The sequence below is a fragment of the Streptomyces sp. NPDC048420 genome (assembly GCF_040651535.1).
Lineage (GTDB): Bacteria > Actinomycetota > Actinomycetes > Streptomycetales > Streptomycetaceae > Streptomyces.
Genome location: NZ_JBEZKG010000006.1, coordinates 276,625 through 299,985 on the forward strand (window position 1 = coordinate 276,625; position 23,361 = coordinate 299,985).

Sequence of the window (23,361 nt, forward strand, 5' to 3'; positions counted from 1 at the left end):
CGCACGCGTCCGACCACCGCTCCGGGGGAACGGCGCATCAAAGACGGCCCTCTCCGCCGCGCCCTGGGCGTACGGGACCGTGAGGCCCGCGCCGTCTGGGACAAGCAGCTGGCGACGACGGTGACGGGGGTGTCCTTGAGCTTGGAGTTTTCCACGGCGGCAGTGGGCCGACGAGGACGATGTTGTCGAGCCACGCTTTGATGGGCACCGATCAATACGGCGTCGGCCCGAGCGGGGGTGTGCGCGGCCGGATCGGTCTGGCCGACGGTGTCGGACTCGGCGGTGAGGTGCGGTACGGGGTTCGTGGCGAGGTCACGGTAGACGACCGTGCCTTCGGGGTGGTGCCCCTGCCAGGTCTGGCGGAAGGCGGCGGTCGTGGCGCGGGAGGAGGAGACGTCGCCGGGGAACAGCTACGAATCGACGTGCAGAAGAGTGGCCATGGGATGTTCCTCAGGTGTCGCGGTAGCCGGGGCGCAGATACGGATGAACGGTCAGGGTGCGCGCAAAGGCGATCTCGCGAGTACCCTGACCGGTTTGCCGGGCGGAGGATGAGCTGTGGCGCCGCGGATTCCGGCCCTGGTCAGGAGGCAAGGGCGAGAGTGACGGCGGCAGCGATCGCGATGATGGTGAGGATGGCGGGTGCCAGCGCCTTACCGCGGGTCTCGGGGTTGGCGTAGTCGCCGGACGTGGCGTGAAAGCGGATGGCTCCGACGAGCACGACTGCGAATCCCAGGGCGGCGGCAACGCCGATGGGCTGCCAGAAGAGACCGGCGAGGAGCCCTGCGGCTGCGGCCAGCTCGGCCAGCCCGATGAACCGGACCAGCGGGGCGCTGAGGCCTCCCGGAGACTGCAACTGGGCTGGGATACTGCCCTTGAGCAGGGCTTTCGGTAGTCCGGCGGCCAGCCCGACAACGGCGAGCAGCACGCTCAGCACGGCGGCGAAGACAAACACGGGTCATGCCTTTCTGGAGAGTGATCGGACCGCCCGAGCTGTGAGGGACCGGCGTCCGTGGAGGCTGGTTGTTCCGGCGGGTTTCGCTGCTCACGCATGAGCGTTGCCGAAGCGCGGTCTCATCGATGGCCGGTGACGGGCAGACGCTGAGGCGGGACGGCCCGTCGGGGCTGGGGGCTGGCCGCGCCGCCCGGGGAAAGCGGCACACGGCCAACCAGGTGAGCGGCTGTTCGGTGAAGTTCCTCAGCACCAGTGCGCCTGGAACCTCGATGAGGCGTCCGCCTTCGTTGATCCTGCCGAGTTCCACCGCCGACAGGGCGAGCGTGCGGGCGAGGTCGGCGATCGGGCAGCCGGCCTACCCGGAGTCACTGGAGACGAAGGCCACGCGCTTGCCCTGCCGGCAGTGGAACTCGGCGGCGTGCGGCTTGGAAGCTGGTTGAAGGTCCTCATCGCCACCGGCTCCGAGGTGCACATCGCCGTTCAGGCGCGTGAGCGACTTCAGGCGCAGGGCGTGCCGACGCGGGTGGTGTCCATGCCGTCCGTGGAGTGGTTCGAGGAGCAGGACCAGGGAGCACTTCGGTGCTTCGGCCGACGGCGAGGTTCTCTTCCGCGAGTTCGGCTTCACTGCCGAGTACGTCGCATCGCCGCCTGCGCATCCCGCTGCCCGGGGTATGTCATGACAGACGCGCTGAAGCGCCTCTCCGAGGAAGGTCCTGGCCGAGTCCGACAACGCCCCGCGGTAGCCCATGCTGCCGCCACCGCCGTCGTGGGCACTCCTTCGAGGGGTGTGCGGGCAGAAGCCGTACGTGACGGCACCCTGCCCGCTGCGCTTGCTGGAGTACTAGCTAGTCGTTGAACCACGGTGCGACCAACGGCGCCTTGGCCGGGCCCCGGAAGTGCGTCTCGACCTGCTTCGCGAGGGTGTCCATGTCCCAGAGTTCGTGTGTGGCCACCGAACGGATCGGTTCGGGGATGTTGTACAGCTCCACCTCGGTTCCGCGGGCGCCGATGACCCGGCCGTTGAGCCAGGCGGACCGCTCACTCGCCAGGTAGGTCGCGATCGGGCCCAGGTACTCCGGGCCGTGCATGACGTCCTCGGCGTCGTCGTGGAGCCGCTCCGTGGGGACCGTCGCGACCAGCCGGGACGCGGCGCCCGGAGAGATCGCGTTAGTGGTCACTCCGTAGCGGCTCAGCGCGTTCGCGCAGGAGTAGGTCAGACCGACGATGCCCATCTTGGCCGACGCGTAGTTCGGCTGACCGGCGGACCCGTGCAGGCCGGCGATGGAAGTGAAGTTGATGATCCGGTTGTGGGCGTTCTCGTCACGCTGCTTGCGCCAGTACTGGGCGGCCGGCTTGATCGTGTTGTAGTGCCCCTTGAGGTGCACCGCGATGACCGCGTCCCAGTCCTTCTCCTCCAGATTGAAGATCATTTTGTCTCGGAGGATGCCCGCGACGTTCACGAGGATGTCGAGGCGACCGAACTCCTCTATCGCGCGGTTGACCATCGCCGCCGTGGCCTCGTGGTCGCTGATGTCGGTGTAGTCGGCGATGGCGGTACCACCGGACTCGGTGATCTCACGGACCAACAGGTCGGCGGGCGCGGTGTCGTTGCCCTCGCCCGCGCCGGACCCGCCGAGGTCGTTGACCAGCACCGCCGCACCCTCGGCGGCGTACATCGTGGCGATGGCGGCTCCGATACCGCGACCGCCCCCGGTCACAACTGCCACTCGGTCCTTGAGCCAATTACCCATGGTTGGTTCTCCTCAGCATTTCAGCAGTCGGCTCCGGGGATTCGCTCCACGGAGATCGTCGTCCGGCACCCGCACATCTCGCGCGGGGTGCCCATGTCGCTCCCCCGGTTCAGGGGTTCGCGATCTCGGTGACGTGGAGTTCGGTGTACGCGGCCAGCCCCCAGGGACCGTTCTCCACACCGATCCCACTCCACTTCACTCCGCCGAAAGGGGCTTCCGGGGGTGGGATCTGACCAGCCGTGTTGATACGGACCCGCCCGGTGTCCAGCTGGCTGGCCACCGCTCGTGCACGGTCCAGGTCCTTGGTCCAGACGGAACCGCCGAGCCCGTACGGCGACCGGTTCGCCCTGTGGATCGCCTCGTCCAGGTCGGTGTACGGGATGACCGGCAGCGCCGGACCGAACTGCTCCTCGTCGACGAGCCGGGTGCCGTCCTCGACGCCACCGACGACGGTCGGCTCGAAGAAGTACCCGTCGCCCGGCAGCCGCCGTCCGCCGGCGGCGATCGTGGCACCCGCGGCACGGGCGTCGTCGACGAGCTCCTCGATGTGGTCGCGCTGGAACGGCGTGGTGAGCGGTCCGAGTTCGACGCCGGGTTCCAGACCGTTCCCGACTCGTGCGGAGCGAGCTCGTTCGGCCAGGGCGTCGAGCACCTTGCCATAGAGGCCGCGGGGGACGTAGACACGCTTGGTCGCTTCGCAGATCTGTCCCGTGTTGGCGAAGGCGGAGAAGAACAGCGGCTCCACGACGTCGTCGATGTCGACGTCGTCGAGCAGGATCGCCGCGTCGTTGCCGCCGAGTTCGAGGGTGATGAGCTTGAGGTCCTGGGCGGCTGCCGCCGCGACGGTCTTGCCGATCGGCACCGAGCCGGTGAAGCTGATCTTGCGCGGGATCGGGTGTGCCACGAGGTCGCGGCCGAGCGGCTCCAGGCCGCTGAGCACGTTGAGTACGCCGGGCGGCAGGGTGTCTGCCAGGATCCGGCCCAGGGCGAGGGTCGTCAGGGGCGTGAAGGGTGACGGCTTGAGGACCACGGTGTTGCCGGCTGCCAGGGCGGGAGCGATCTTCCACATCGCGAGCAGGATCGGCGCGTTCCACGGCGTCATCGCGCCGACCACACCGACGGGCCGCCGCGAGATCTCAAGCGTGCGGTCCGGGTAGGTCACGACGCCCTCGTCGGGCATCTCCAGGTCGGCGTAGTAGTCCAGCCAGTCGGCGGAGTACGTGATCTCACCGATCGACGCGACCAGCGGACGTCCCTGCTCCTCCGTGAACAACGGGCCGAGCTCCTGGGCGGACTTGCGGACCACGCTCGCCACGCGGTGCAGAACCTCGCGCCGCTCGGCCGCGTCCTGCCGCCACGTGCTGAACGCCCGTTGCGCGGCGTTCATGGCCGCGTCCAGCTGAGCGGGGGAACACTGCGGTGCGCGTCCCACGGGCGCGCCTGTGGCCGGGTTGATGATCTCGAACGATTCGTCTCCGCCGACGGCCTCGCCGTCGATGGTCATGAGCGATTGGCGCATGGCGCACCCGCTTTCGAGGTTGGTTGTGGACGAACGGCGCCGGTGCCGGTCACATACCGCCGGAACGGCCGGCTGCGGGGGTGTGCGACTACGGAATGAGCACCGGCTTGACCACCCGACCGGAGGCGGCGGCGTCAACAGCGGTGTTGATCTCATGCAGGGGGAAGCGCTCGACGAGCTTGTCGAACGGGAACAGTCCGGACTGCCACCACTCGATCATCTGCGGGATGAAGACACCGGGGACGGCATCGCCTTCGAGGACTCCGGTCAGCCGACGCCCGAAGACGATCTGCTGGGCGGGGAGTCGCAGTTCCTCCCCCGGGGCGGCCAGAGCACATGTGCCGCCCTGTGCCAGCGCGTCGATCGCCGTGGCGACCACCGCCGACCTGCCGGTGGTGTCGAAGGCGAAATCAGCACCTCCAGTGATGCTCTGGAGCTGCACGGACAGTTCGGGTGATGCTCCGTCGACCGCGTGCGTGGCACCGAGCGTGAGTGCCAGCTCGCGGCGCTCGGGCACGACATCGACGGCCACGATCGCGCCCGCGCCGGAGATCCGGGCGGCCATCACCGCGGCGAGACCGACCGCGCCCACCCCGAAGACCACGAGGGACTGACCGGGCCGGAGCCCCAGCACGTTGACGACGGCGCCGGCACCGGTCTGCAGGCCACAACCGAGCGGGCCCAGGATCTCCAATGGCAGGTCGGGGCTGACCTTCACCACGTTGTGGGCCGTCGCGACCGAGTAGTTCGCGAAGCTCGACTGCCCGAACCAGGTGTTGTTGACGGGCGCGCCCGTGGCATCGGTCAGCGTGGCATGCGTTCTGGATTCGGCCTTCCCGGAATTCAGGTCGAACCAGGTCGCGCAGAAGTACGGCCGGCCCGTGCGACACCTGGCACAGTGCCCGCAGCTGTCGTAGCTCAGGACGACGGAGTCGCCGACCGCGACGCCGTCGACCTCCGCTCCTGTGGCCGCGACGGTTCCGGAGCCCTCATGGCCGAGTACGACGGGGTGCAGTTCCTGTCCGGCCGGACCGCGCAGGGCCAGATCGGTGTGGCAGATGCCGACACCTGCGATCCGCACCAGGACGTCACGCGGGCCGAGCGGGCCGAGCTTCAGCGCTTCCAGCGCGAACGGTTCGTCGACGCCCCGGATCACCGCGGCGTCGACCACGGAAGGTAGGGACCCAGCCATGGCGGCTCCTCCATTCAGCTGAGATCAGTGTTGTTGTTGGGATTCCGAGCGGTCAGCCGGTGACGAAACGGCCGTCGGACAGGATCCGCTCGCCTCGTTGGTTGTCCACGACGAACCGGTGCTCGGGGCCTCGGCCTGATATCGAGACGACAAGGTCGTCACCGGGGTACGTCGGAGCCGAGAACCGACCCCTGAGGCTGTGGAAGGCGGCCGGATCGCCGTCGGCGAACTCGTTCAGCAGCAGCCGTCCGACCATGCCGTAGACGCACATGCCGTGCAGAATGGGCCTGGGGAAGCCCGCACCGCGCGCGTAGGCCGGGTCCGAGTGCAGCGGGTTGGCATCACCGGTGAGCCGGTAGAGCAGCGCCTGGTCGAGGCGCGTGGTGGCCTTCAGGGAGCGGTCCAGCTCGGCCTCGGGCACCGGGCTTCCGGCACCGGGTCCCCGCTCGCCGCCCCAACCGCCGTAGCCTCGGAAGAACAGGCTCTGGCGGCAGGTGACGTAGCGCTCACCGGAGACCGCGTCGGAGGTGACCGATTCGGTCTCTATGACCGCGGCCTTGCCCTTGTCCCACACCGCGGTGACCCGCCCGGACGTGACCGCCTCGGCCGACGCCGGCAGTTCCCGGTGCTGCTCCACCTCCTGAGCACCGTGCAGCATGCGCGACAGGTCCACGTCTTCGAGTTCCCTCAGCAGGCCGCCGACTCCGACCCTGCCCCCGTCGATCACCCCGAAGGTGGGCAGTACGCGCTGGTTGATCCCGGCGCTGTTCTCCGTGGTGAACTGCAACTCCTGCTCGGGGTCTACGCCGCCCGCGCCCACGGCCAGTGCGTACAGCCGGGTGTCCCGGCTGGTCCAGCTCGTCTCGACGACACCCAGCCGCCGCCCGATGAGTTCGTCGTTGATCGGCACGGTTCAGCCCCCCACGGTCTGCTGCGGTATGCCGGGGACGAAGCCCGGATCGTAGTGGTCGGGCCAGCCGCGCAGCGCCTTCGCCACCGAGTCGACGGTCCAGTCCTCGTCGGCGACGGCGGACTCGGCCGGCGTCCAGCCCGTGTAGCGGTGGATCTCGCGCCCGAACACGCCGTACACCTGCGCGTTGGAGGTGCATTCCGGGCTGAGCAGCCAGGCGACGAGGGGGGAGACATGGCCCGGCGCGAGTGCGTCCTCCAGCTCCGCGACATGGTCACCGCCGCCGAGGCCGGCCATGGTCAGGCGGGTCATGGCCACGGGCGAGATGGCGTTGACCCGGACGCCGTACCGTTCGAGTTCGCGTGACATGGAGACGGTCATCAGCGCGATGGCCGCCTTGGCGGCTCCGTAGTTGACCTGTCCCACGTTGCTGTGGAGGCCGGAGATGGCGGTCGTGGTGACCACGGAGGCGTCGACCTTCTCACCGGCCTTCTGCAGGCCGCGCCAGTACGCGGCGGCGTGCCGCAGGATGTAGAAGGTGCCGTACTGGTGGACCTTGACGATGTCGTCCCACTCGGCCTCGGACATGTTGACCAGCATGCGGTCGCGCAGGAACCCCGCGTTGCACACGATCCCGTCGAGCCGGCCGAAGGCGGAGGTCGCGGTCTCGATGATCTGGGCCGCCGAGTCCCAGGTGGTCACCGAGTGCGAGTCGGCGACCGCCTTGCCGCCGAGCGCGTGGATCTCGTCCACGACGTCGTGCGCGGGTCCCTTGCCGTCCTCGTCGAGGTCGTTGACGACCACCGAGGCCCCCGCGCGGGCGAGCAGGAGCGCGTGCTCCCGGCCGAGCCCGCGCCCGGAGCCGGTCACGACGACGACCCGGCCTGCCAAACTACTGGACATGGTTTCCCCTCACTCGGAGTAGAGCTGGACGGGCAGATACTTGATGCCGTGGAAGAAGTTGCTCTCGTTGAACACCGGCTCGCCGACGACGCGGTAGTCGGGGAACCGCTGCAGCAGTTCCTCGAACATGACCCGCAGCTGCAGACGCGCCAGCGGAGCGCCGAGACAGAAGTGCGGGCCCCCACCGCCGAAGGCCAGGTGCTCGGTCGGCCGGCGGTGGATGTCGAACCGGTCCGGGTCGGGGAAGACGCTCGGATCGCGGTTGGCCGCGCTGTAGTAGATGACGACCCAGTCGCCCTTGGAGATGCGCTTGTCGCCGATCACCGTGTCCTCGGTGGCGGTCCTGCGGAAGTGGGACACGACGGTCCCCCAGCGGAGCATCTCTTCGACGGCGCTCTTGATGAGCTGCGGATTCTCGATCAGTTCGCGTCGCTGGTCGGGGTGTTCGGCCAGTGCGCGGACGCCGGCGGTGGTGGTGTTGCGGGTCGTCTCGTTGCCCGCCGTCGCGAGGATGAAGAAGGACTCCCGCTGCTGTTGCCAGTTGAGCCGTTCCCCTTCGATCTCGGCGCCCATCAGCTTGGACACCAGGTCCTCGGTGGGTGACTCGGCCCGCTGCTGCTGCATGCGCTCCAGGTAGGCGAACATCTCCGTCACGGCCGCGGCGGCCTTCGCCGAGTGCGCGGTGCCGCTCTCGAAGTCGATGGCCAGGTCGTCGAGATCGGCGACCCCGTCGGTCCACTCCGTCAGGAGGTGCTGGTCGCTGCGGGGGACGCCGAGTATGTCGCCGATGACGCGGATCGGCACCTTCGCGGAGACCCCGTGAACGAAGTTGAACGGGTCGCGGCGTCCGGCCACCTCGTCCAGCACGTCGACGGTGCTCTCCCGGATGTACGGCTCGGAGTCGCGGACCAGCTTGGCGGTGAACGCGGCGCTGACGAGTCCCCGCATCCACCCGTGGTACGGATCGTCGGCGCCGAGCATCGCGAACGTGTCGAAGTCGCTGATGGGGGATTCGAGGGTGGCCTCGGTCACGCCGTGGGCCGAGGAGAACAGCTCCGGGTGGCGCGAGACGTGGACGATGTCGCTGTGCCGTGTCAGCACCCAGAAGGAGTGGTTGGCGAAGGGGTTCGCCGGGTCGGCCTCGTGCCAGTGCACCGGGTCGTGTTCACGCAGGTAATGCAGTGCCGGATGCGGATCGCTGGTCCAGAGTCTGATGTCGGTGAGGTCGATGTCGTTGACATCGGAGAAGGTGGTCACGGTCATCGCACGGTCTCCTCGGCTCGGTGCGCGGCATAGGTACGAAGGTTGGTGGTGGGGTCGGCCAGCAACTCACGGTCGATCTGTTCGCCACGAAGCCCGGATGGACCCAACAGACGGCGCGCGGCCACGTGGTCGGAGGCCGCGTCGATCGATTCGGCGGCGACGAGGGTCCCCCCGCGCAGGTGGAACGCGGTGAAGGGGCCGACAGCCGGATCGCCGCGGGTCACGATCTCGTCGCCTTCGCCGACCAGCCCGGCGATGTCGTCCAGGCCGTCGCGGAGGCGTTCCTTGGACAGGGGCGGACGCTGGTAGGGCGGGTGCGTTTCGGCGCCGACGACGACCAGCCGACCGCCGTATCCGCGTTCCCGGGCCGAGACCGCGGCCTGAACGCCGGCCTGCCCGGCGCCGATGACGACGACCGTCTCCGTCATGCCGCGCCTCCAGATGTCCGGGCGGTGCGCCCGCCGCGCTCCCGCCGTGCCACCATCTCGATTTTCAAGAATTGAATCCTAGAATGTCACTCTAGTCAATGAGTCTCCGGCCAGCCACTGCCCGGCCCGACTCCCGCCCAGGCCGGACGCCCTTATCGCGGAACCGCGCGCCGGAGGGCCGAGGGTGCGCCGACCGACGCGCACCAGTCCCCGCGGTTCTCAATCCCGCAGCACCCGGATCGCCCGGGACGGGCAGATTCGGGCCGCATACTCGGCCGACTCACGCAACTCTTCAGCCGGTTCCCGGTCCGTGACCACGACGACACCGTCCTCGTCGTGACCGAACAGTGCCGGTGCCACCGCCGAACACTGGTGAGCAGCGATGCACAGCTCGGCATCCGCCTCGATGCGATAGCCGTTCACCGGTTCTCCCGCACGCATTCCCTGCACGCGGAACACCCCCTTCCTGCACGACTGCCCCAGCTCGAATCACTAGAGCATCATTCTATTAGAAATGGAAGCGTAGCAGGTCAGAGGCATAACGCTCCTGTTGACTGACCCTCTTCCACATGTCAGTATCAGAGCGCGGTTCTAAAAGCCGGGCACCGCCCACGTGGCACGCCGCCACGTTCGCCGACCGCCTCGGCTCGTCTGTCGACTCACGGTCACCTACGGAGGGCGCCCTATGCAGCCGCTCGAAAAACTCCGCATCCTCGACCTCACCGCCGGTCTGGCGGGCCGTCTCGCCAGTGGACTGCTGGCGGACTTCGGCGCCGACGTCGTCCGGTTCGAGACCGCCGGCGAGAGTGCCACGCGAGCACCCCGATTCGTGTTCACCGACCATGCCAAGACCGTCAAACACCTGACGGCGAACGGCACTCCCCCCGCCGACGAGTTCGCGGGTGCGGACGTCTGCTTCGTTGACCACCCCGACCAGGTACCGGCAGGTGTCCACGACCGTTTGATCGTGGTCGTCACGCCTCCTTACACAGCCGACCGGGTGCCGTGGGAAGGGGGCGGGGAGTCGGCGGAGCTGCTGCACGCCTACTTCGGATTCGCCGCCGTCCAGGCCTCGTTCTCCGGTCGCCCTGTCGACCACGTGTACCCGTACATCACCGTCGTCCAAGGGGTGTGGGCGGCGACGTGCGCGACGGCCGCGCTCCTCGAACGTGAGACGTCCGGACTCGGCCAGACCGTGGAGGTGAACGGGGTCCACGCGGCGAACGTCTTCCTCGGCTTCCTCTACGCACGTGACGAGGGCTCTCCGGATCCGTCCCGCGCGATCGGACCGGGCGGGCTCAACCCGCTCTACACCCGCTATCGGGCCGCGGACGGCCGATGGGTGTTCGTGGGCGCCCTGGGCCCCAAGTTCGCCCGGGCCGCCCTGGAGGCCACGGGGTCGCTCCATCTCCTGGACGACGACCGAGTCGGTGGACGGCTCGACGCGCTGTGGAGCAACGCCAACCACGCCTGGGTGCGCGAACACTTCACCGAGTACTTCGCGTCGAAACCGGCAACCGACTGGATCGCCGCACTCGAAGCAGCCGACATCCCCTGCACGATCGTGCAGGGAAGGGAAGAGTGGTTCTCGGGGCCCCAGTTGGCGGCCAACGGCATGATCCGGGAGATCGATCATCCCGAACTGGGCCGTGTGCGGATGCCGGGCCTGCCGGTCGCGACGGTCCGGGAGCGCCGCACCGATCCGACTGTGCCGGTGGCGGCCCAGGGGAACGGTCCCCTCGACGGTGTGCGCATCACTTCGCTCGGCACGTTCGTCGCGGGCCCCTATGCCGCCGCGCTGCTGGCCGAGTTGGGCGCCGACGTCGTCAAGGTGGAACCGCCGGCCGGCGATCCCTGGCGGATGGTCGGCTTCGTCTACAACCGCGGCACCCGTAGCCTCGCCATAGACCTGTCCAAAGACGCCGGACGGGAGGCGTTCGACGAGGTCGTGCGCCGCAGCGATGTCGTCGTGAACAACTTCCGGCTCGGCGTCATGGAGCGCCTGGGATACGGCTTCGACCGGCTGGCCTCGCTGAACCCGCGTGCGATCAGTGTCGGCGTGACCGCCTACGGCGAGAGCGGTCCCCTGGCCGCACGACCGGGCTACGACACGGTCCTGCAGGCGGCGGCCGGAATCATGACCGCGCAGGGCGGCGACGGTGAGCCGGTGGTCCTGTCGCAGCCGGTGAACGACCACACGACCGCCGTGGTGGGCGCCTTCACCATGGTGCTCGGCCTGCTCGACCGGGCCCGCTTCGGCATCGTGCGCCAGCTGTCGACCTCACTGGCAGCGACGTCCGCCTTCCTGCAGCTGGACGCGCTGACCGACTACGCCGGCCGGCCGGCGCCCGTCACGGGCGGTGACGATTTCACCGGGCCGGACGCCCTGAACCACATCCATCCGACCAGTGACGGGTTCGTGCGCGTCCAGGCCGATCCCGGCAGGGTCGACATCGACCCCGCCACGCTCGCCTCGTCCCTGGCCGGCCGAACGACCGACGACGCGATCGCCTGGTGCGACTCGCATCAGATCGCCGCAGTGAAGGTGCGTACGGCAAGCGAGGTGTGCGCCGATACCTACCTGCACGAACACGGTCTGCTGCACCGGGCCGTCAGCGCGTCCGGGACGGCCTACACCCAGCCCGGCCGGTTCGCGAAGTTCTCGCGCACCCCCCAGCATCCAGGCTTCGACGCACCCGGTTTGGGCGAGCACACCCAGGAACTGCTCACCGAAGTCGGCTACACCGCCGAGCGGATCCAGACGCTGGCGAGCGACAGCGTCGTCGCGACCGGACTTCCGCTCAATCTCGTGTTCACGCCTCTCTACCGCTGACCAATCCAGAGGACACCATGCCCAGGCCCAAACTCCTGCCGAAACCCACTCCCGAGACCCAGCCGTTCTGGGACGCCGCCGCACAGGGCGAACTGCGTATCCAGCGCTGCGTCACCACCGGCAAGTACTTCTTCCACCCCCGGCCCTGTTCCCCCTACGTCTTCGACGGAGAAGTGGAGTGGGTCACCGTGTCCGGTGACGCCACGCTGCACTCGTACAACATCAACCACCGTCCGGCGCCGGGTTTCGAGGAGGACGCGCCCTACGCGATCGCCGTCGTCGAACTCGCCGAGGGCCCCCGGATGATGACCAACATCGTCGGCATCGACAACACCCCCGAGAACCTGATCCTGGACATGCCGCTCAAGGTCAGGTTCCAGCAACGCGACGGAATCACCGTGCCCGTGTTCACCCCCGCGGAGGTCACCGAATGAAGCCCGGTTCGATCGCGATCGTGGGCGCCGCCGAGACCGACCGTCTCGGCGTCCTGCCCGACCACTCCGCCCTCAACCTCAACATCGAGGCGGCCCGCAACGCCCTGCACGACGCCGGTATGACGCCGGCGGACATCGACGGGATCGCGAGCACCGGCTTCGCGGCCGGCGAGGTCGCCGAGACGCTGGGGATCCGCACCCGCTGGGTCGACTCCACCAGCGTCGGCGGATGCTCCTACTTCCTGCACGTGCGCCACGCGGCCGCCGCCATCACCGCCGGAATGGCCTCGGCCGTCCTCATTACACACGGCGAGTCCGGCCGTTCCCGGGTGGGAGAGGCTGGGCTGAACTTCTCCCGCAGCAGTGCGATGGGCCAGTTCGAGATGCCGTACGGGACCGCGGGCTTCGTCACGATGTTCACGGTGCCCGCGCTGCGGTTCATGAAGGAGTTCGGCGTCACCCACGAGCAACTGGCCGGCGTCGCGGTCGCGCAGCGCAAGTGGGCCCATCCCAACGAACGGGCGTTCCGCCGCGACCTCATCACTGTCGAGGACGTGCTCGCGTCGAAGACGATCGCGTACCCCTTCCACCAGGCCGAGTGCTGCGTGGTCACCGACGGCGGCGGCGCCCTCATCGTGACCTCCGCCGAGCGCGCGGCGGACCTGCCGTCACGGCCGGTGTACATCCTCGGCACCGGCGAGAGCACGACGCACTCGATGGTGTCGCAGATGGAGGACTTCACCTCGTCACGAGCCTTCCGCGACTCCAGCGCCGACGCGTTCCGCGAGGCGGGCGTCGGTCCGGCCGACATCGACCACCTGATGGTCTACGACGCGTTCGCCCACGTCCCCCTGTACGGGCTGCAGGACCTGGGCTTCGTCAAGCCCGGCGAGGCGGCGGCGTTCGTCGCGGAGGGCAACACCGAACCGGGTGGCGTCCTGCCCATGAACACCAACGGCGGCGGCCTCTCGTACACGCACACCGGCATGTACGGCATGTTCGCCATACAGGAGGCGGTACGTCAGGTGCGCGGCACCGCCGCCGTGCCCGTCCCGGACGTCGAGCTGAGCTTCGCCCAGGGTGTAGGCGGCATGTTCTCCACAGCAGCCTCACTGGTGCTGGCGGCCGAACGTCCCTGACGGCATCTGGGGAAGACCGCAACGACGCGGTGCCGGTCGATATGACCGGCACCGCGTTGTGTCGTTTTGTGTCGTGCCCTTGCGTGCCGGTCGCCAGGTGAAGAGGCCGCCCGCCCAGGGCCGTCCTGCTCGGACTCAGCTCCGTGAAGGAGTCTCGGCCGCAGCCTCGTCGGCACGGAGTCGGCTGAGTACGGCGTACCTGCGCTTTCCAGGAAGGAGAAACGCCACCAGCAACCCGCCGACAGCGACCCAGAACGCCGTTAGGAAAAGGTTGTTGAAGGCTTCCTGGGCCGTGCCGGCCGGCACGCCTTCGCCGGTCGCGTTGCCCACCTGGGCCACCAGCAACGCACCGAACATCGCCGCGCCCGCCGCCGCCGAGAACTGTCCGGCAAGATTGGTGATGGCGCTGCCCTGCGCGACGTACCGCTGGGGAAGGCTGTTCATCGAAGCGACGGTGACCGGCATGTTGGCGAGTCCGATGCCGCAGCCCTGGAGCACGAGGGCGACCGCGATCTGCCACGAGGGGGTGTCGGTGCGCAGGGTCGCCAACATCCACATGCTGACCACGATGGCGACGAGCCCGCAGATCACCGGTGTCCGGGCGCCCACCCGGTCGGTCAGCCGCCCTCCGAGCGGGCCGGCGAGGGCGACACCGATGGCGGCCGGCGCGAGGAGCAGTCCCACGTACTGCGCGTCGAAGCCGCGCACCGTCTGCAGTTCCACGGCCAGGAAGTTCACCCGCGCGTACTGCGCCACGTTGATGAACGCGGTCAGCGCGACCGTGAGATTGAAGGTCCAGTTCCCGAACATCCGGAAATCGATGATCGGATCGCTGACCTTGAGCGACCGCAAGACAAGCCAGAGGGACAACACGACCACGGCTGCGGCCATGGCCCAGAGAACCGGGGATGTGCCGCCCAGTGAAGGGGCCTGGCGGACCGCGATCACGGCGAGAACCGCGACCGCGGAGGCCATGCACCAGCCGAGCGCGTCGAACCGGCGGCGTTGCCGGTAGCCGGAGGACGGCAACAGCGCGAGCGCGAAGACCAGCGCCACGGCGGCCAGCGCCACGAAGACCACGAAGATCGACCGCCAGCCGACAGACGTGACCAGCCAGCCGCCAACGACCGGTCCCGCGGCCGGTGCGCCGGCGGTGCCGATGCCCCACAGGCCCATCGCCGTGCCCCGTTTCTCCGGCGGGAAAGCCTCCAGGACGATCGTCATGCCGACGGGAATCAGCGCGCCACCACCTGTCCCCTGCACGAAACGGCCGCCGACCAGGAGCGACATGTCGGGCGCCCAGGCGCACAGCAGCGAGCCGATACCGAAGACGACGACGCAGGCCGAGTAGACGGTCTTCCGACCGAAGCGGTCGGCCAGCCAACCCGTGGCCGGCAGCCCGAAGACGACGCCGACGAGAAACGCCGTGGCGACCCAGTCGACGTCGATGCTCCCGCCCAGGTCCGTCTGGATGTCCGGCAACGCCACGCTGATCACGGTGATGTTGAGGATCGCGCAGTAGCCGCCGACGAGGACGACCCACAGGGTCACCCAAGCGGATCTGGGGGTGCTGGCTGGACTCGGTTCCGACACAGGACATCCCCATCGTCGAAGCACATGTTGGCAATCGGCCAGACCATGACGGTCCATCCCAATTGTAGAACACAGTACTAGAACCATGCTCTGAAAGTCGATTGCCTTGCCGTGCGCCCGACGGAAGCCCGCAGCGGCGCGGCTAAACTCCCCGCCAAGGCGGAGAGACCCGGCCTTCGGTCGTCGTCGGATGCACAGTCAGGGCAGAGGAAGCACCATGAGCGACAACGCCGCCGCTCGGCGTCGGGGCCCGTACGCCACCACGCCGGCCCGGCGGGCCCAGATCGTCCGCGCCGCGCTGGCGAGCTTCGCCGAGCACGGGTTCGAGCGGGCCTCACTCCGTGACATCGCCGCCCGTGCGGGCGTCACGCACGCCGCACTCCTGCGCCACTTCTCCGGCAAGGAGGAACTTCTCCTCACCGCCCTCGCCCAGCGGGAGGAGCGCGACGAGGAACAGGCCGACCGGATCCTCGCGGCGGGGACCGCCGGTGCCGCCGTACTCGGGCAGGTCCTGGCCGATGAGTTCGCGGACCTCGACTACCTGCGCCACTGGCTCGCTCTCTCCATCGCGGCGACGAATCCCGCCCACCCAGCGCACGAGTTCTTCGTCCGTCGTGGCGAGCGGTTGCGCAGGCGGTTGCAGGACAGTTCTACGCCCAGCGCCCACAGCAGTACGGAGTTGACCGATGACGACAGGACGGTCATGGTGCTCGCCATGATGGACGGACTGAGGATTCAGGCCCTTCTCGATCCCTCGCACAATCCGCTGCGCCTGATGGAGCCCTTCATGCGCATGGTCATCACTCCGGCCGGGAGCGAATAACCCGGCATCCGGTCACCTGGGCATCAGGCACCGCCGCGCGAACCCTGCGAGGGAAGCGCGGCCACCGCACGAGCGATCTCCTGCCCGAGCCGGTCCATACCGAAGTCGGGGCCGAGCACCATGCGCCGCAGCTGCGGCATGGCGACGCTCCAGCTCGCCAGGGCGAGGGTGAAGAACACGCGCGTACGGGCGTCGGCGTCCGGTTCACCGGCCTGCGCGGCGGTCACCTTGTCGCCGTAGTGCGCGGTGCGCTCCTCCTCGGCGGGGACGGGACCGTCGCCGATCTCCAGAGCCTCCCACATCACCAGGCGAAGGGCCTCGGGGTGGGTTCGGTGGTACTCGAAGAGCCGCTCCGCGTAGCCGGCCAGATCCTCCGAGGGCGGGACGGCTTTGGCCAGTTCGGCGAGGCGACGCTCCAGGACGACGGCGAAGAGCCTGTTCTTGTCGCCGAAATAGTCGTAGATGGCGCGCTTGTTCGCTCTGGCCGCGGCGGCGATGCGGTCGACGCGGGCGCCCGCGACCCCATGCGCCGCGAACTCGGCGGTCGCCGCCGTGATGATGCGCTCTTTGGTCGCCGCGGAGTCATATGCCATGCGGTCAGGGTAACGAACTGGTTCGTTTGACCCTTCGCGAGATGGCGTGCAACGCTGATTTCAGGCAACCGAACCATCTAGTTCGTTCGAATCTGCAACGGACTGAACGCCGTCGAAAGGAGTACTTGGCCGCCATGCCCCAGACCAGGCCACCGGCAGCCCCCGCGCCGCCTACCCTCGGCCGCGGGCTCCCCCTCGTCATGGCGCTGGCCTGCGGTGTCACCGTGGCCAACGCCTACTTCCCGCAAGCCGTCACACCCCTCATCGCCCGGAGTCTCGACGTCTCCGACGGCACGGCCACCACCCTCGCGACGGTGACCCAGCTCGGTTACGCCGTCGGGATCTTCCTGCTCGTCCCGCTCGGGGACCGCCTCCCCCGTCGGCCACTGATCACCGTGCTGCTCGCGGTGACCAGCGTGGCGCTGTTGACCGCGGGGCTGGCCCCCGGAATCGGTCTGCTGCTCGCTGCGGGCACCCTGGTCGGCCTGGCCACCGTGGTGCCGCAGATCCTCCTTCCCATGGCGGCCGGTCTCGTCGCACCCGAGCGGCGCGGCAGCGTGATCGGCACCCTCCAGGCCGGGCTGATCGGCGGCATCCTGCTGGCCCGCGCGTTCGGCGGTGTTCTCGGCGAACAACTGGGCTGGCGGGCCCCGTATCTGGTCGCCGCCCTGCTCACCGCGCTTCTCGCGGTGGTGCTCGGCGCTCTCCTGCCCCCGACCGTCCCGGCCGTCCGCGACGGCTACCCGGGCCTACTCGCCGACACCCTGCGCATGCTGCGCACGCAGAAGGAGCTGCGCCGGTCCGTGCTCTTTCAGGTCACCGTCTTCGGAGGGTTCAGCGCCGCCTGGACCGCGGTCGCACTGCTGGTCACCGGACCGCGCTACGGCATGGGCACTCAGGCCGTGGGCGTGCTCGCCGTGGTCGGCGCGGGCAGCATGTTCCTCGCTCCCTCCACCGGGAAGTGGGTGGACCGGTACGGCCCCGACCGCGTCAACCTCTGGTGTGTCGCGGCCGGGCTCGCCGCGGCGGGCGTGTTGACGGCCGGCGCGCTCGGCGGTGCCGCCGGGATCGTCGCTCTCGTCGCCGGGCTGTTGCTGATCGACGTGGCGGTGCAGTGCGGACAGGTCGCCAACCAGGCCCGCATCTTCGCGCTGCGCCCAGAGATTCACAGCCGGCTCAACACGGCCTACATGACCTGTTCGTTCCTCGGCGCGAGCGCCGGGTCGTGGCTCGGTACCCGTGCCTACACCCGCTTCGGCTGGTGGGCGGTCTGCGCTCTCATCGCAGTCTCCGTGGCGTCGGCCGTGGTCACGAACGTGGTCGGGGGCGGCGGGCGCCGTATCGCCGGGGCCGGTGCGAAGGACGCGACCGAGTCCGAGCCGACGATCCGCTCCCGGTGACCTCAATGACCTGGGTCCCGGTGACCGCCCTCGATCCTTCCCCGTCCACCACCGCATCCCTCTCGAACGAAGGACCCGTCATGTCCGTCCCCGCCATACCCCGGCCGTTCTGCAGTTCTTCCAGGCTTCCCAGAACGGTGACGCCGACGCCTGGAGCGACGCCTTCGCCGAGGACGCGCTTTTCCACGACCCGGTCGGCACGCCACCCCTCACGGGCCCCGCGCCGCCATCCATGACCTCGTCGCCTCCGTCCTCACGAGCTTCAGCCCCTTCCTCGGGCTGACCCCGACCGAGGCACACATCGCCGGAGTCAGCGTGGCCGTCACCTGGCACGGTGCCGCCATCACCCGGGATCTCAGGCCGGTCAACTGGTCGGGCATCAGCGTCTTCGATCTCGACGGCACCGGCCGCATCCGCGAGGCCAGGGCCTACTTCGACCGCGCCGCCTTCCAGGCCCAGGTCCACGGCAGCTGACCATCACACGACCGGAAACCCCTCCCTACCCACCATCAAAGGACGTTCGATGAACGACATCTCCCCCACCCCGCTCGCCGGCCGCACCGCGCTGATCACCGGAGGCTCCGGCGGAATCGGAACAGCCGTGGCCCTGCGTATCGCGGACGCCGGAGCCCGCATCGCTCTCGTCCACAGCAGCCACGGCGAGGATGCCGAGAACACCGCCACCCGGATCAACACGCTCCACGGCTCCGGCCGGGCGGTCACGCTCCAGGCGGACCTGTCCGAGGCGACGGCCGCCGTCGAGCTGGTCGACCGGACCTCCCGCGCACTCGGCCCCGTCGACCTGCTCATCGCGGGAGCGGGGATAGGAAAGCAGCTGGCCTGGGCCGACATCGACGTCGACACCTGGGATGCCACCATGGCCGTCAATGTGCGGGCGCCGTTCCTCATGGCTCAGGCCGCCCTTCCCGGCATGGTCGAGCGCGGCTGGGGCCGGGTCCTGTTCGTCTCGTCGATCGCGGCCCTCAACGGCGGCATCATCGGCCCGCACTACGCTGCCAGCAAGGCGGCCCTGCACGGGCTGACCCATTCCCTGGCGGCCGGCGTCGCCGCCGCCGGTGTCACGGTCAACGCCCTCGCTCCCGCGCTCATCGGAGGCACCCGGATCCTGCCCGCCGACGCCGGCGAGGGCGGGAAACTGCCCGCGCCCATCCCGGTCGGACGCCTCGGCACGCCGGACGAGGTCGCCGCCATGGCCGCCTCGATGGTCACCAACGGCTATCTGACCAACAAGGTGATCACGCTCGACGGCGGCCTGTACCCACGCTAAGCCCAGGGTCATCTTCGCTGTCCATTGTCGTCACACTTCGAACGATCGTATGCTGACCACCCTGATCGCTCAAATGAACATCCAGGGTGGGAACCAACATGCGTGAGCCGGTCGATGTCAGGCGTCAGCGGATTCTGGCCGCGGTGCAGGAGCGCGGGCTCGCGCGCGTCCGGGATCTCGCCGCCGAGCTGCAGGTATCGGGGGTGACGATCCGCCGGGACATCGAGGAACTGGCCCTGGAGGGCAAGCTGCGGCGCGGGCACGGGGTGGTGAGTTCACCGCTGTCGGCGCAGGAGGCGCAGCGTGAGTCGCAGGTGGGCGGCGTCAAGGACGGTGACACCGTTGCCGTGGTGGTGCCGGAGCGGCACTCCTACCTGAACGAGGCCTTGCACAGGGCTCGCGCCGTGTTCGACGCCGCAGGCGTCCGCGTCGCCCTGCACATCGCTCCTCCAGGTCCGGGCGCCGAACGCCCCCAGGTGGAACGGGCGCTGGCGGACGGCGCGTGCGGTGTGCTGCTCGCGCCGCGGTGGCGCAGCCCGGACGCCGAAGAAGCCGACTACAGCTGGCTGGCCACACTGGACGTGCCGACCGCCCTGATGGAGCGCCGACCGCCCAGAGGCAGTGCGCTGCACGCCTTGGACTCGGTCTGCTCGGACCACTGGTACGGCGCCCAGCTCGCCGTCGAGCACCTCGTAGGGCTCGGTCACCGGCGGCTGGTGTTCGCGACCCGCGACGACAGCCCGACCGCGCGCACTCTGCGCTCCGCACTGTCGGAGATCGCCGAGGGACATCCGCTGGTGGAGAAGTGGGCCTGGACGCTGAGTTCCTCCCGTGCCGGCACGGACCGGGAGCCCGCCGACGTGGCGGACCTGACGGAGGTGCTGCGCGAGGTGGGGGCGACGGGCGCCGTCCTGCACGGCGACGTGGAGGCCCTGATGCTGGTGCAGCAGCTCGCCGAGAACGGGGTACGGGTGCCGGAGAACTGTTCGGTCGTCGCCTACGACGACGTGGTCGCGGGCCTCGGCACCCCGCCCCTGACGGCCGTCTCGCCTCCCAAGGGCGCGGTCGGCCAGCTCGCCGCCCAGCTGCTGCTGCGCCGCATCGAGGACGCGGGCGAGGCGGACGCGCAGCCGGTGCAGCGCGTCGAGCTGCTGCCGAGGCTGACCGTGCGAGGGTCTACACGCTCCATCTCGTGAGCATTTGAACGTTTGAATTACTTCTGATCGACATCTTGACTGTTTGAACCCAGGGCATCAGGATTTCCGAGAATCGAACAGGGCGCAGCGACTCACCGACAACGTCGCGCCGCTCCCGCCTTCCGGTTACCGCCCCTGTGGTCCTTGTGGGCCGTCAACTAGCCGTCTCCACCGCCTCGTTGAGGAGTTCCCGCACTCTGATGACCGACTCCGAACGCCGCCCCAGGGTAGCCCTGGCCATGTCCCAGGACGCGGCCACCGTCGTGTTCTCCCCCGACGCCCTCGCCCGGCTCAACACCGTCTGCGACCTCGCCCCGCTCCCCGTCCTGGACGACCTCCGCACACCCAGGGCCCGTGAGGTCCTCGCCGAGGTCGACCTGCTGGTCACCAGTTGGCGCTGCCCACCACTGGACGCGGACGTCCTCGCGGCCGCGCCCCGTCTGCGCGCGGTAGTACATGCCGCGGGCAGCGTGCGCGGGCACATCACCGAGGCCTGTTGGGAGCGCGGCATCGAGGTGTCCTCGGCCGCGGTCCCCAACGCCCTGCCGGTCGCCGAGTACACCCTCGCCATGATCCTGCTCACCGGCAAACAGGCCCTCGAACGCGCCCACGTCCTCCGCGCCACCCGAACCCTCGAACGCCTGGTACGGATTCCGCGCACCCTCGGCAACCACCACCGCACCGTCGGCATCCTGTCCGCGTCGCTCATCGGCCGCCGGGTCATCGAACTGCTGCGTGAGCACGACATGGAGGTCCTCCTCCACGACCCGTTCGTCACCGACGCCGAGGCGGCCGAACTCGGCGCAACACGAGTCGAGTTGACGGAGTTGTTCACCCGCAGCGACACCGTCAGCGTGCACACGCCGTTGCTGCCCGCCACCCGCGGCCTGGTCAGCCGCGCGCTGATCGAGTCGATGCGTCCGGGCGCCGTACTGATCAACACGGCCCGGGGCGCGGTCATCGACCAGGACGCACTCACCGACGCCGCGCGGGCCGGCCGCATCCGGGCCGTCCTCGACGTCACCGACCCCGAAGTCCTGCCGCCCGAGCACCCGTTGTGGGACTGCGACAACGTTCTCATCACTCCCCACCTGGCCGGCTCACAGGGCAACGAATGGGGCCGCCTGGCCGAACACGCTGTCGCCGAGATCGCCCGCTGGTCCTCCGGCGCCGGCTTCCTGCATCCCGTACGACGCGAGAGGCTGGCGTACTCGGCATGAGGGCCCCCTTCCAACTCCCCCCGGAGGACAGGGAGTCGAGCCCTCACACCGGCTGGACCCGGGCCCACTGGGAGGCCGTCGCCGACGGTCTGCTGGCCTCCGCCTGGCACTGGAGCACCCCGGGCGGCGCCCTGCTCGACCTGCCCGGCCGCCCCTCCGCGGCGGGCGTACGCTCCGACGGTCTGGAGGGCTTCGCCCGCACATTCCTCGCCGCAGCGTTCCGTGTGGCGGGCGCCGGTGGCAACGACCCACATGGCTGGCTGGAGCGCTACGCGAGCGGTCTCGCCGCAGGCACCGGCGCCCCCGGCCGTGACGACACCGAGTCCTGGCCGCTGATCCTCGACCACCTGGTCGCGGGTCAGCCCATGGTCGAGTCGGCATCCGTGGCGCTCGGCCTGCGGCTGACCGCACCGTGGCTGTGGAAGAACCTCGAGGCCGGCGTGCAGGACCGCACGGAGGAATGGCTGCGCGGCGCACTGCGGCACACGCCCGCGCCGAACAACTGGTACCTCTTCCCCTACACCGTCGCCGGGTTCCTGGAGTCGGTGGGCCGCGGCGACGCCGAGACGGCCGCCGTACGCCAGCGCGTGCGCGGACTGCTGGAGGGCTGGTACGTAGGCGACGGCTGGTACAGCGACGGCGACGGACGCGCCTTCGACCACTACAACGGCTGGGCCCTGCACCTGTATCCGGTCCTCGACGCCCACCTCGCGGCGGCGGACGCGGAGCCGTACGGCACCCGGCTGCGCGAGCACCTTGAAGGCTTCGGCCTGATGTTCGCCGCGGACGGTGCGCCTCTGTACTTCGGCCGCTCACTGACGTACCGCTTCGCCGCCTCGGCGGCCGTCGCGCTGGGCGCCGTCACCGGCCACACCCCGCTGACCCCGGGCACCTCCCGCCGCCTCATCAACGGCAACCTGCACCACTTCCTGGACCGCGGCGCCCTCACCGAGGACGGTCTGCTCAGCCCCGGCTGGTACGGCCCGCACGAGGCGACCTTGCAGACCTACTCCGGCCCCTCCTCGCCGTACTGGGCCTCGAAGGCGTTCGTCGCCCTCCTCGCTCCACCGGACCATCCGCTGTGGACCGACCCCGAGGAGGCCGCACCGGCCGAGACGGCCGACCGTGTGTTGGCCCTGCCCGCACCGGGGCTGCTGATCCAGTCGACGCGCGCCGACGGGATCGTACGACTGCACAACCACGGCAGTGATCACGTGCGCCCCCACGACGGCGAAAACGCGGCCGACGATCCGCTCTACGGTCGGCAGGCGTACTCGACGCACACCGGACCGACCGCGAGCGGGAACACCGCCGACAACCATCTGTCCATCGAGGTCGGCGGACGGGGCAGCGTACGGCGTCGCATCCATCCGCTGGGGGCGGGCGCCGACGAAGGCTGGGGCTGGGCCGCCTCCTGGCACCGGCCGGTCTTCACCGCGGGTTCGCCCATGGTCCCGGGACTGCGGGTGGAGAGTGTCACGATCGCCAGGGGTCCGTACGAACTGCGCGTCCACCGCGTGGTTGGCGCGCCGGCCGACTCCCGTGTCATCCATACGGGTTGGGCCACCGGCCCCGACGGTTCCGTCGTCTCGGCGCTGCACGGTCTGCACGGCTGGGACGACGGCTTCGAGTTGCTCCGCGCCCCCCAGGGCACGGCCTACGCCCGCTGGGCCCGGATGCCCCGGCTCACCGGGCAGGCCGGGGGCACCACGGTGCACGTCAGCCTGGCCACCCTTACCGCCGAGCCGGTCTCGCTGGAGGACGCGGTCACCGAACTCGTCGTCGAGCACGGCCGAGTGCAGGTGGTCTGGGCGCTGGACGGGGCCCGTTCGGTGATCGGGTTCGAACCGGTGACGGTGTCCTTGCTGAATTGATGGGCGGCCCTCTTATGGCCGATCCGGGCCGACGACACCCCTGGAAGCCC

Annotated in this window: 21 protein-coding genes and 2 pseudogenes; 11 read left to right on the plus strand and 12 right to left on the minus strand. The window is 69.5% G+C overall.

Annotated elements, in window-relative coordinates:
- Positions 1-107: 107 nt before the first annotated feature.
- Together AB0D34_RS12965 and AB0D34_RS12970 are read right to left on the minus strand one after the other, a co-directional pair.
- Positions 108-410: pseudogene (locus AB0D34_RS12965) on the minus strand (NAD(P)H-dependent oxidoreductase); the annotation flags it as partial.
- Between the two features lie 170 nt (positions 411-580).
- On the minus strand, positions 581-952 hold the full coding sequence (locus AB0D34_RS12970; RefSeq protein ID WP_362660781.1) for a DoxX family protein: 372 nt from the start codon (positions 950-952) through the stop codon (positions 581-583).
- A gap of 442 nt (positions 953-1,394) precedes the next feature.
- Between AB0D34_RS12970 and AB0D34_RS12975 the strand changes: the two are divergent.
- Positions 1,395-1,632: pseudogene (locus tag AB0D34_RS12975) on the plus strand (transketolase C-terminal domain-containing protein); the annotation flags it as partial.
- Between the two features lie 165 nt (positions 1,633-1,797).
- On the opposite strand, the gene AB0D34_RS12980 reads toward AB0D34_RS12975, so the two are convergent.
- The 8 genes from AB0D34_RS12980 to AB0D34_RS13015 all read right to left on the minus strand — a co-directional run bounded on the left by AB0D34_RS12980 (position 1,798) and on the right by AB0D34_RS13015 (position 9,341).
- The gene (locus AB0D34_RS12980) at positions 1,798-2,703 is read right to left on the minus strand and encodes an SDR family NAD(P)-dependent oxidoreductase (protein WP_362660783.1); all 906 of its coding nucleotides are present in this window, start codon (positions 2,701-2,703) and stop codon (positions 1,798-1,800) included.
- A gap of 109 nt (positions 2,704-2,812) precedes the next feature.
- A complete protein-coding gene (locus tag AB0D34_RS12985) occupies positions 2,813-4,222 on the minus strand; it encodes an aldehyde dehydrogenase family protein (protein ID WP_362660786.1) in 1,410 nt (469 codons plus the stop codon).
- Positions 4,223-4,310: 88 nt separating this feature from the next.
- Positions 4,311-5,414 (minus strand): NAD(P)-dependent alcohol dehydrogenase, encoded by a 1,104-nt coding sequence (locus AB0D34_RS12990; protein WP_362660789.1) that lies wholly within the window; start codon positions 5,412-5,414, stop codon positions 4,311-4,313.
- 52 nt (positions 5,415-5,466) lie between these two features.
- Positions 5,467-6,324, minus strand: coding sequence for a MaoC/PaaZ C-terminal domain-containing protein (locus tag AB0D34_RS12995; protein ID WP_362660791.1), 858 nt, complete (start codon positions 6,322-6,324; stop codon positions 5,467-5,469).
- 3 nt (positions 6,325-6,327) lie between these two features.
- Positions 6,328-7,227, minus strand: a complete 900-nt coding sequence (locus AB0D34_RS13000; protein WP_362660794.1) for an SDR family NAD(P)-dependent oxidoreductase — start codon at positions 7,225-7,227, stop codon at positions 6,328-6,330.
- A gap of 9 nt (positions 7,228-7,236) precedes the next feature.
- On the minus strand, positions 7,237-8,490 hold the full coding sequence (locus AB0D34_RS13005) for a cytochrome P450 (RefSeq protein WP_362660797.1): 1,254 nt from the start codon (positions 8,488-8,490) through the stop codon (positions 7,237-7,239).
- Entirely contained in the window at positions 8,487-8,918 is a 432-nt protein-coding gene (locus AB0D34_RS13010; RefSeq protein WP_362660801.1) for an oxidoreductase C-terminal domain-containing protein, read from the minus strand. The genes AB0D34_RS13005 and AB0D34_RS13010 overlap by 4 nt, the downstream gene beginning before the upstream one ends.
- A 219-nt stretch (positions 8,919-9,137) precedes the next feature.
- On the minus strand, positions 9,138-9,341 hold the full coding sequence (locus AB0D34_RS13015) for a ferredoxin (RefSeq protein ID WP_362660803.1): 204 nt from the start codon (positions 9,339-9,341) through the stop codon (positions 9,138-9,140).
- Positions 9,342-9,603: 262 nt separating this feature from the next.
- Between AB0D34_RS13015 and AB0D34_RS13020 the strand changes: the two genes are divergently transcribed.
- The 3 genes from AB0D34_RS13020 to AB0D34_RS13030 are packed head-to-tail and all read left to right on the plus strand — an operon-like array spanning position 9,604 to position 13,324.
- Entirely contained in the window at positions 9,604-11,751 is a 2,148-nt protein-coding gene (locus tag AB0D34_RS13020; protein WP_362660805.1) for a CoA transferase, read from the plus strand.
- 17 nt (positions 11,752-11,768) lie between these two features.
- On the plus strand, positions 11,769-12,185 hold the full coding sequence (locus AB0D34_RS13025; RefSeq protein WP_362660807.1) for an OB-fold domain-containing protein: 417 nt from the start codon (positions 11,769-11,771) through the stop codon (positions 12,183-12,185).
- Positions 12,182-13,324: a thiolase gene (locus tag AB0D34_RS13030; RefSeq protein WP_362660808.1), complete on the plus strand. Its 1,143-nt coding sequence runs from the start codon at positions 12,182-12,184 to the stop codon at positions 13,322-13,324. Before AB0D34_RS13025 ends, AB0D34_RS13030 begins: the two co-directional genes overlap by 4 nt.
- A gap of 135 nt (positions 13,325-13,459) precedes the next feature.
- Here the strand turns inward: AB0D34_RS13030 and AB0D34_RS13035 are convergent, their stop codons facing one another.
- Positions 13,460-14,875 (minus strand): DHA2 family efflux MFS transporter permease subunit, encoded by a 1,416-nt coding sequence (locus tag AB0D34_RS13035; protein ID WP_362660810.1) that lies wholly within the window; start codon positions 14,873-14,875, stop codon positions 13,460-13,462.
- Positions 14,876-15,134: 259 nt separating this feature from the next.
- Between AB0D34_RS13035 and AB0D34_RS13040 the strand changes: the two genes are divergently transcribed.
- Positions 15,135-15,740: a helix-turn-helix domain-containing protein gene (locus AB0D34_RS13040; RefSeq protein ID WP_362660812.1), complete on the plus strand. Its 606-nt coding sequence runs from the start codon at positions 15,135-15,137 to the stop codon at positions 15,738-15,740.
- Positions 15,741-15,763: 23 nt separating this feature from the next.
- Here AB0D34_RS13040 and AB0D34_RS13045 read toward each other — a convergent pair whose 3' ends face one another.
- Positions 15,764-16,333 (minus strand): TetR family transcriptional regulator, encoded by a 570-nt coding sequence (locus AB0D34_RS13045; protein WP_362660814.1) that lies wholly within the window; start codon positions 16,331-16,333, stop codon positions 15,764-15,766.
- A gap of 134 nt (positions 16,334-16,467) precedes the next feature.
- On the opposite strand from AB0D34_RS13045, the gene AB0D34_RS13050 reads away from it, so the two are divergent.
- The 6 genes from AB0D34_RS13050 to AB0D34_RS13075 all read left to right on the plus strand — a co-directional run bounded on the left by AB0D34_RS13050 (position 16,468) and on the right by AB0D34_RS13075 (position 23,311).
- Positions 16,468-17,733: an MFS transporter gene (locus AB0D34_RS13050; protein WP_362660816.1), complete on the plus strand. Its 1,266-nt coding sequence runs from the start codon at positions 16,468-16,470 to the stop codon at positions 17,731-17,733.
- Positions 17,734-18,048: 315 nt separating this feature from the next.
- Complete coding sequence (locus AB0D34_RS13055) at positions 18,049-18,207, plus strand: hypothetical protein (RefSeq protein WP_362660818.1); 159 nt, start codon at positions 18,049-18,051, stop codon at positions 18,205-18,207.
- A gap of 49 nt (positions 18,208-18,256) precedes the next feature.
- A complete protein-coding gene (locus AB0D34_RS13060) occupies positions 18,257-19,021 on the plus strand; it encodes an SDR family NAD(P)-dependent oxidoreductase (RefSeq protein ID WP_362660820.1) in 765 nt (254 codons plus the stop codon).
- A 98-nt stretch (positions 19,022-19,119) separates the two neighbouring features.
- Entirely contained in the window at positions 19,120-20,217 is a 1,098-nt protein-coding gene (locus tag AB0D34_RS13065) for a substrate-binding domain-containing protein (protein WP_362660822.1), read from the plus strand.
- Between the two features lie 200 nt (positions 20,218-20,417).
- Complete coding sequence (locus AB0D34_RS13070) at positions 20,418-21,437, plus strand: hydroxyacid dehydrogenase (protein WP_362660824.1); 1,020 nt, start codon at positions 20,418-20,420, stop codon at positions 21,435-21,437.
- The gene (locus AB0D34_RS13075) at positions 21,434-23,311 is read left to right on the plus strand and encodes a DUF2264 domain-containing protein (RefSeq protein WP_362660826.1); all 1,878 of its coding nucleotides are present in this window, start codon (positions 21,434-21,436) and stop codon (positions 23,309-23,311) included. The genes AB0D34_RS13070 and AB0D34_RS13075 overlap by 4 nt, the downstream gene beginning before the upstream one ends.
- Positions 23,312-23,361: the final 50 nt, after the last annotated feature.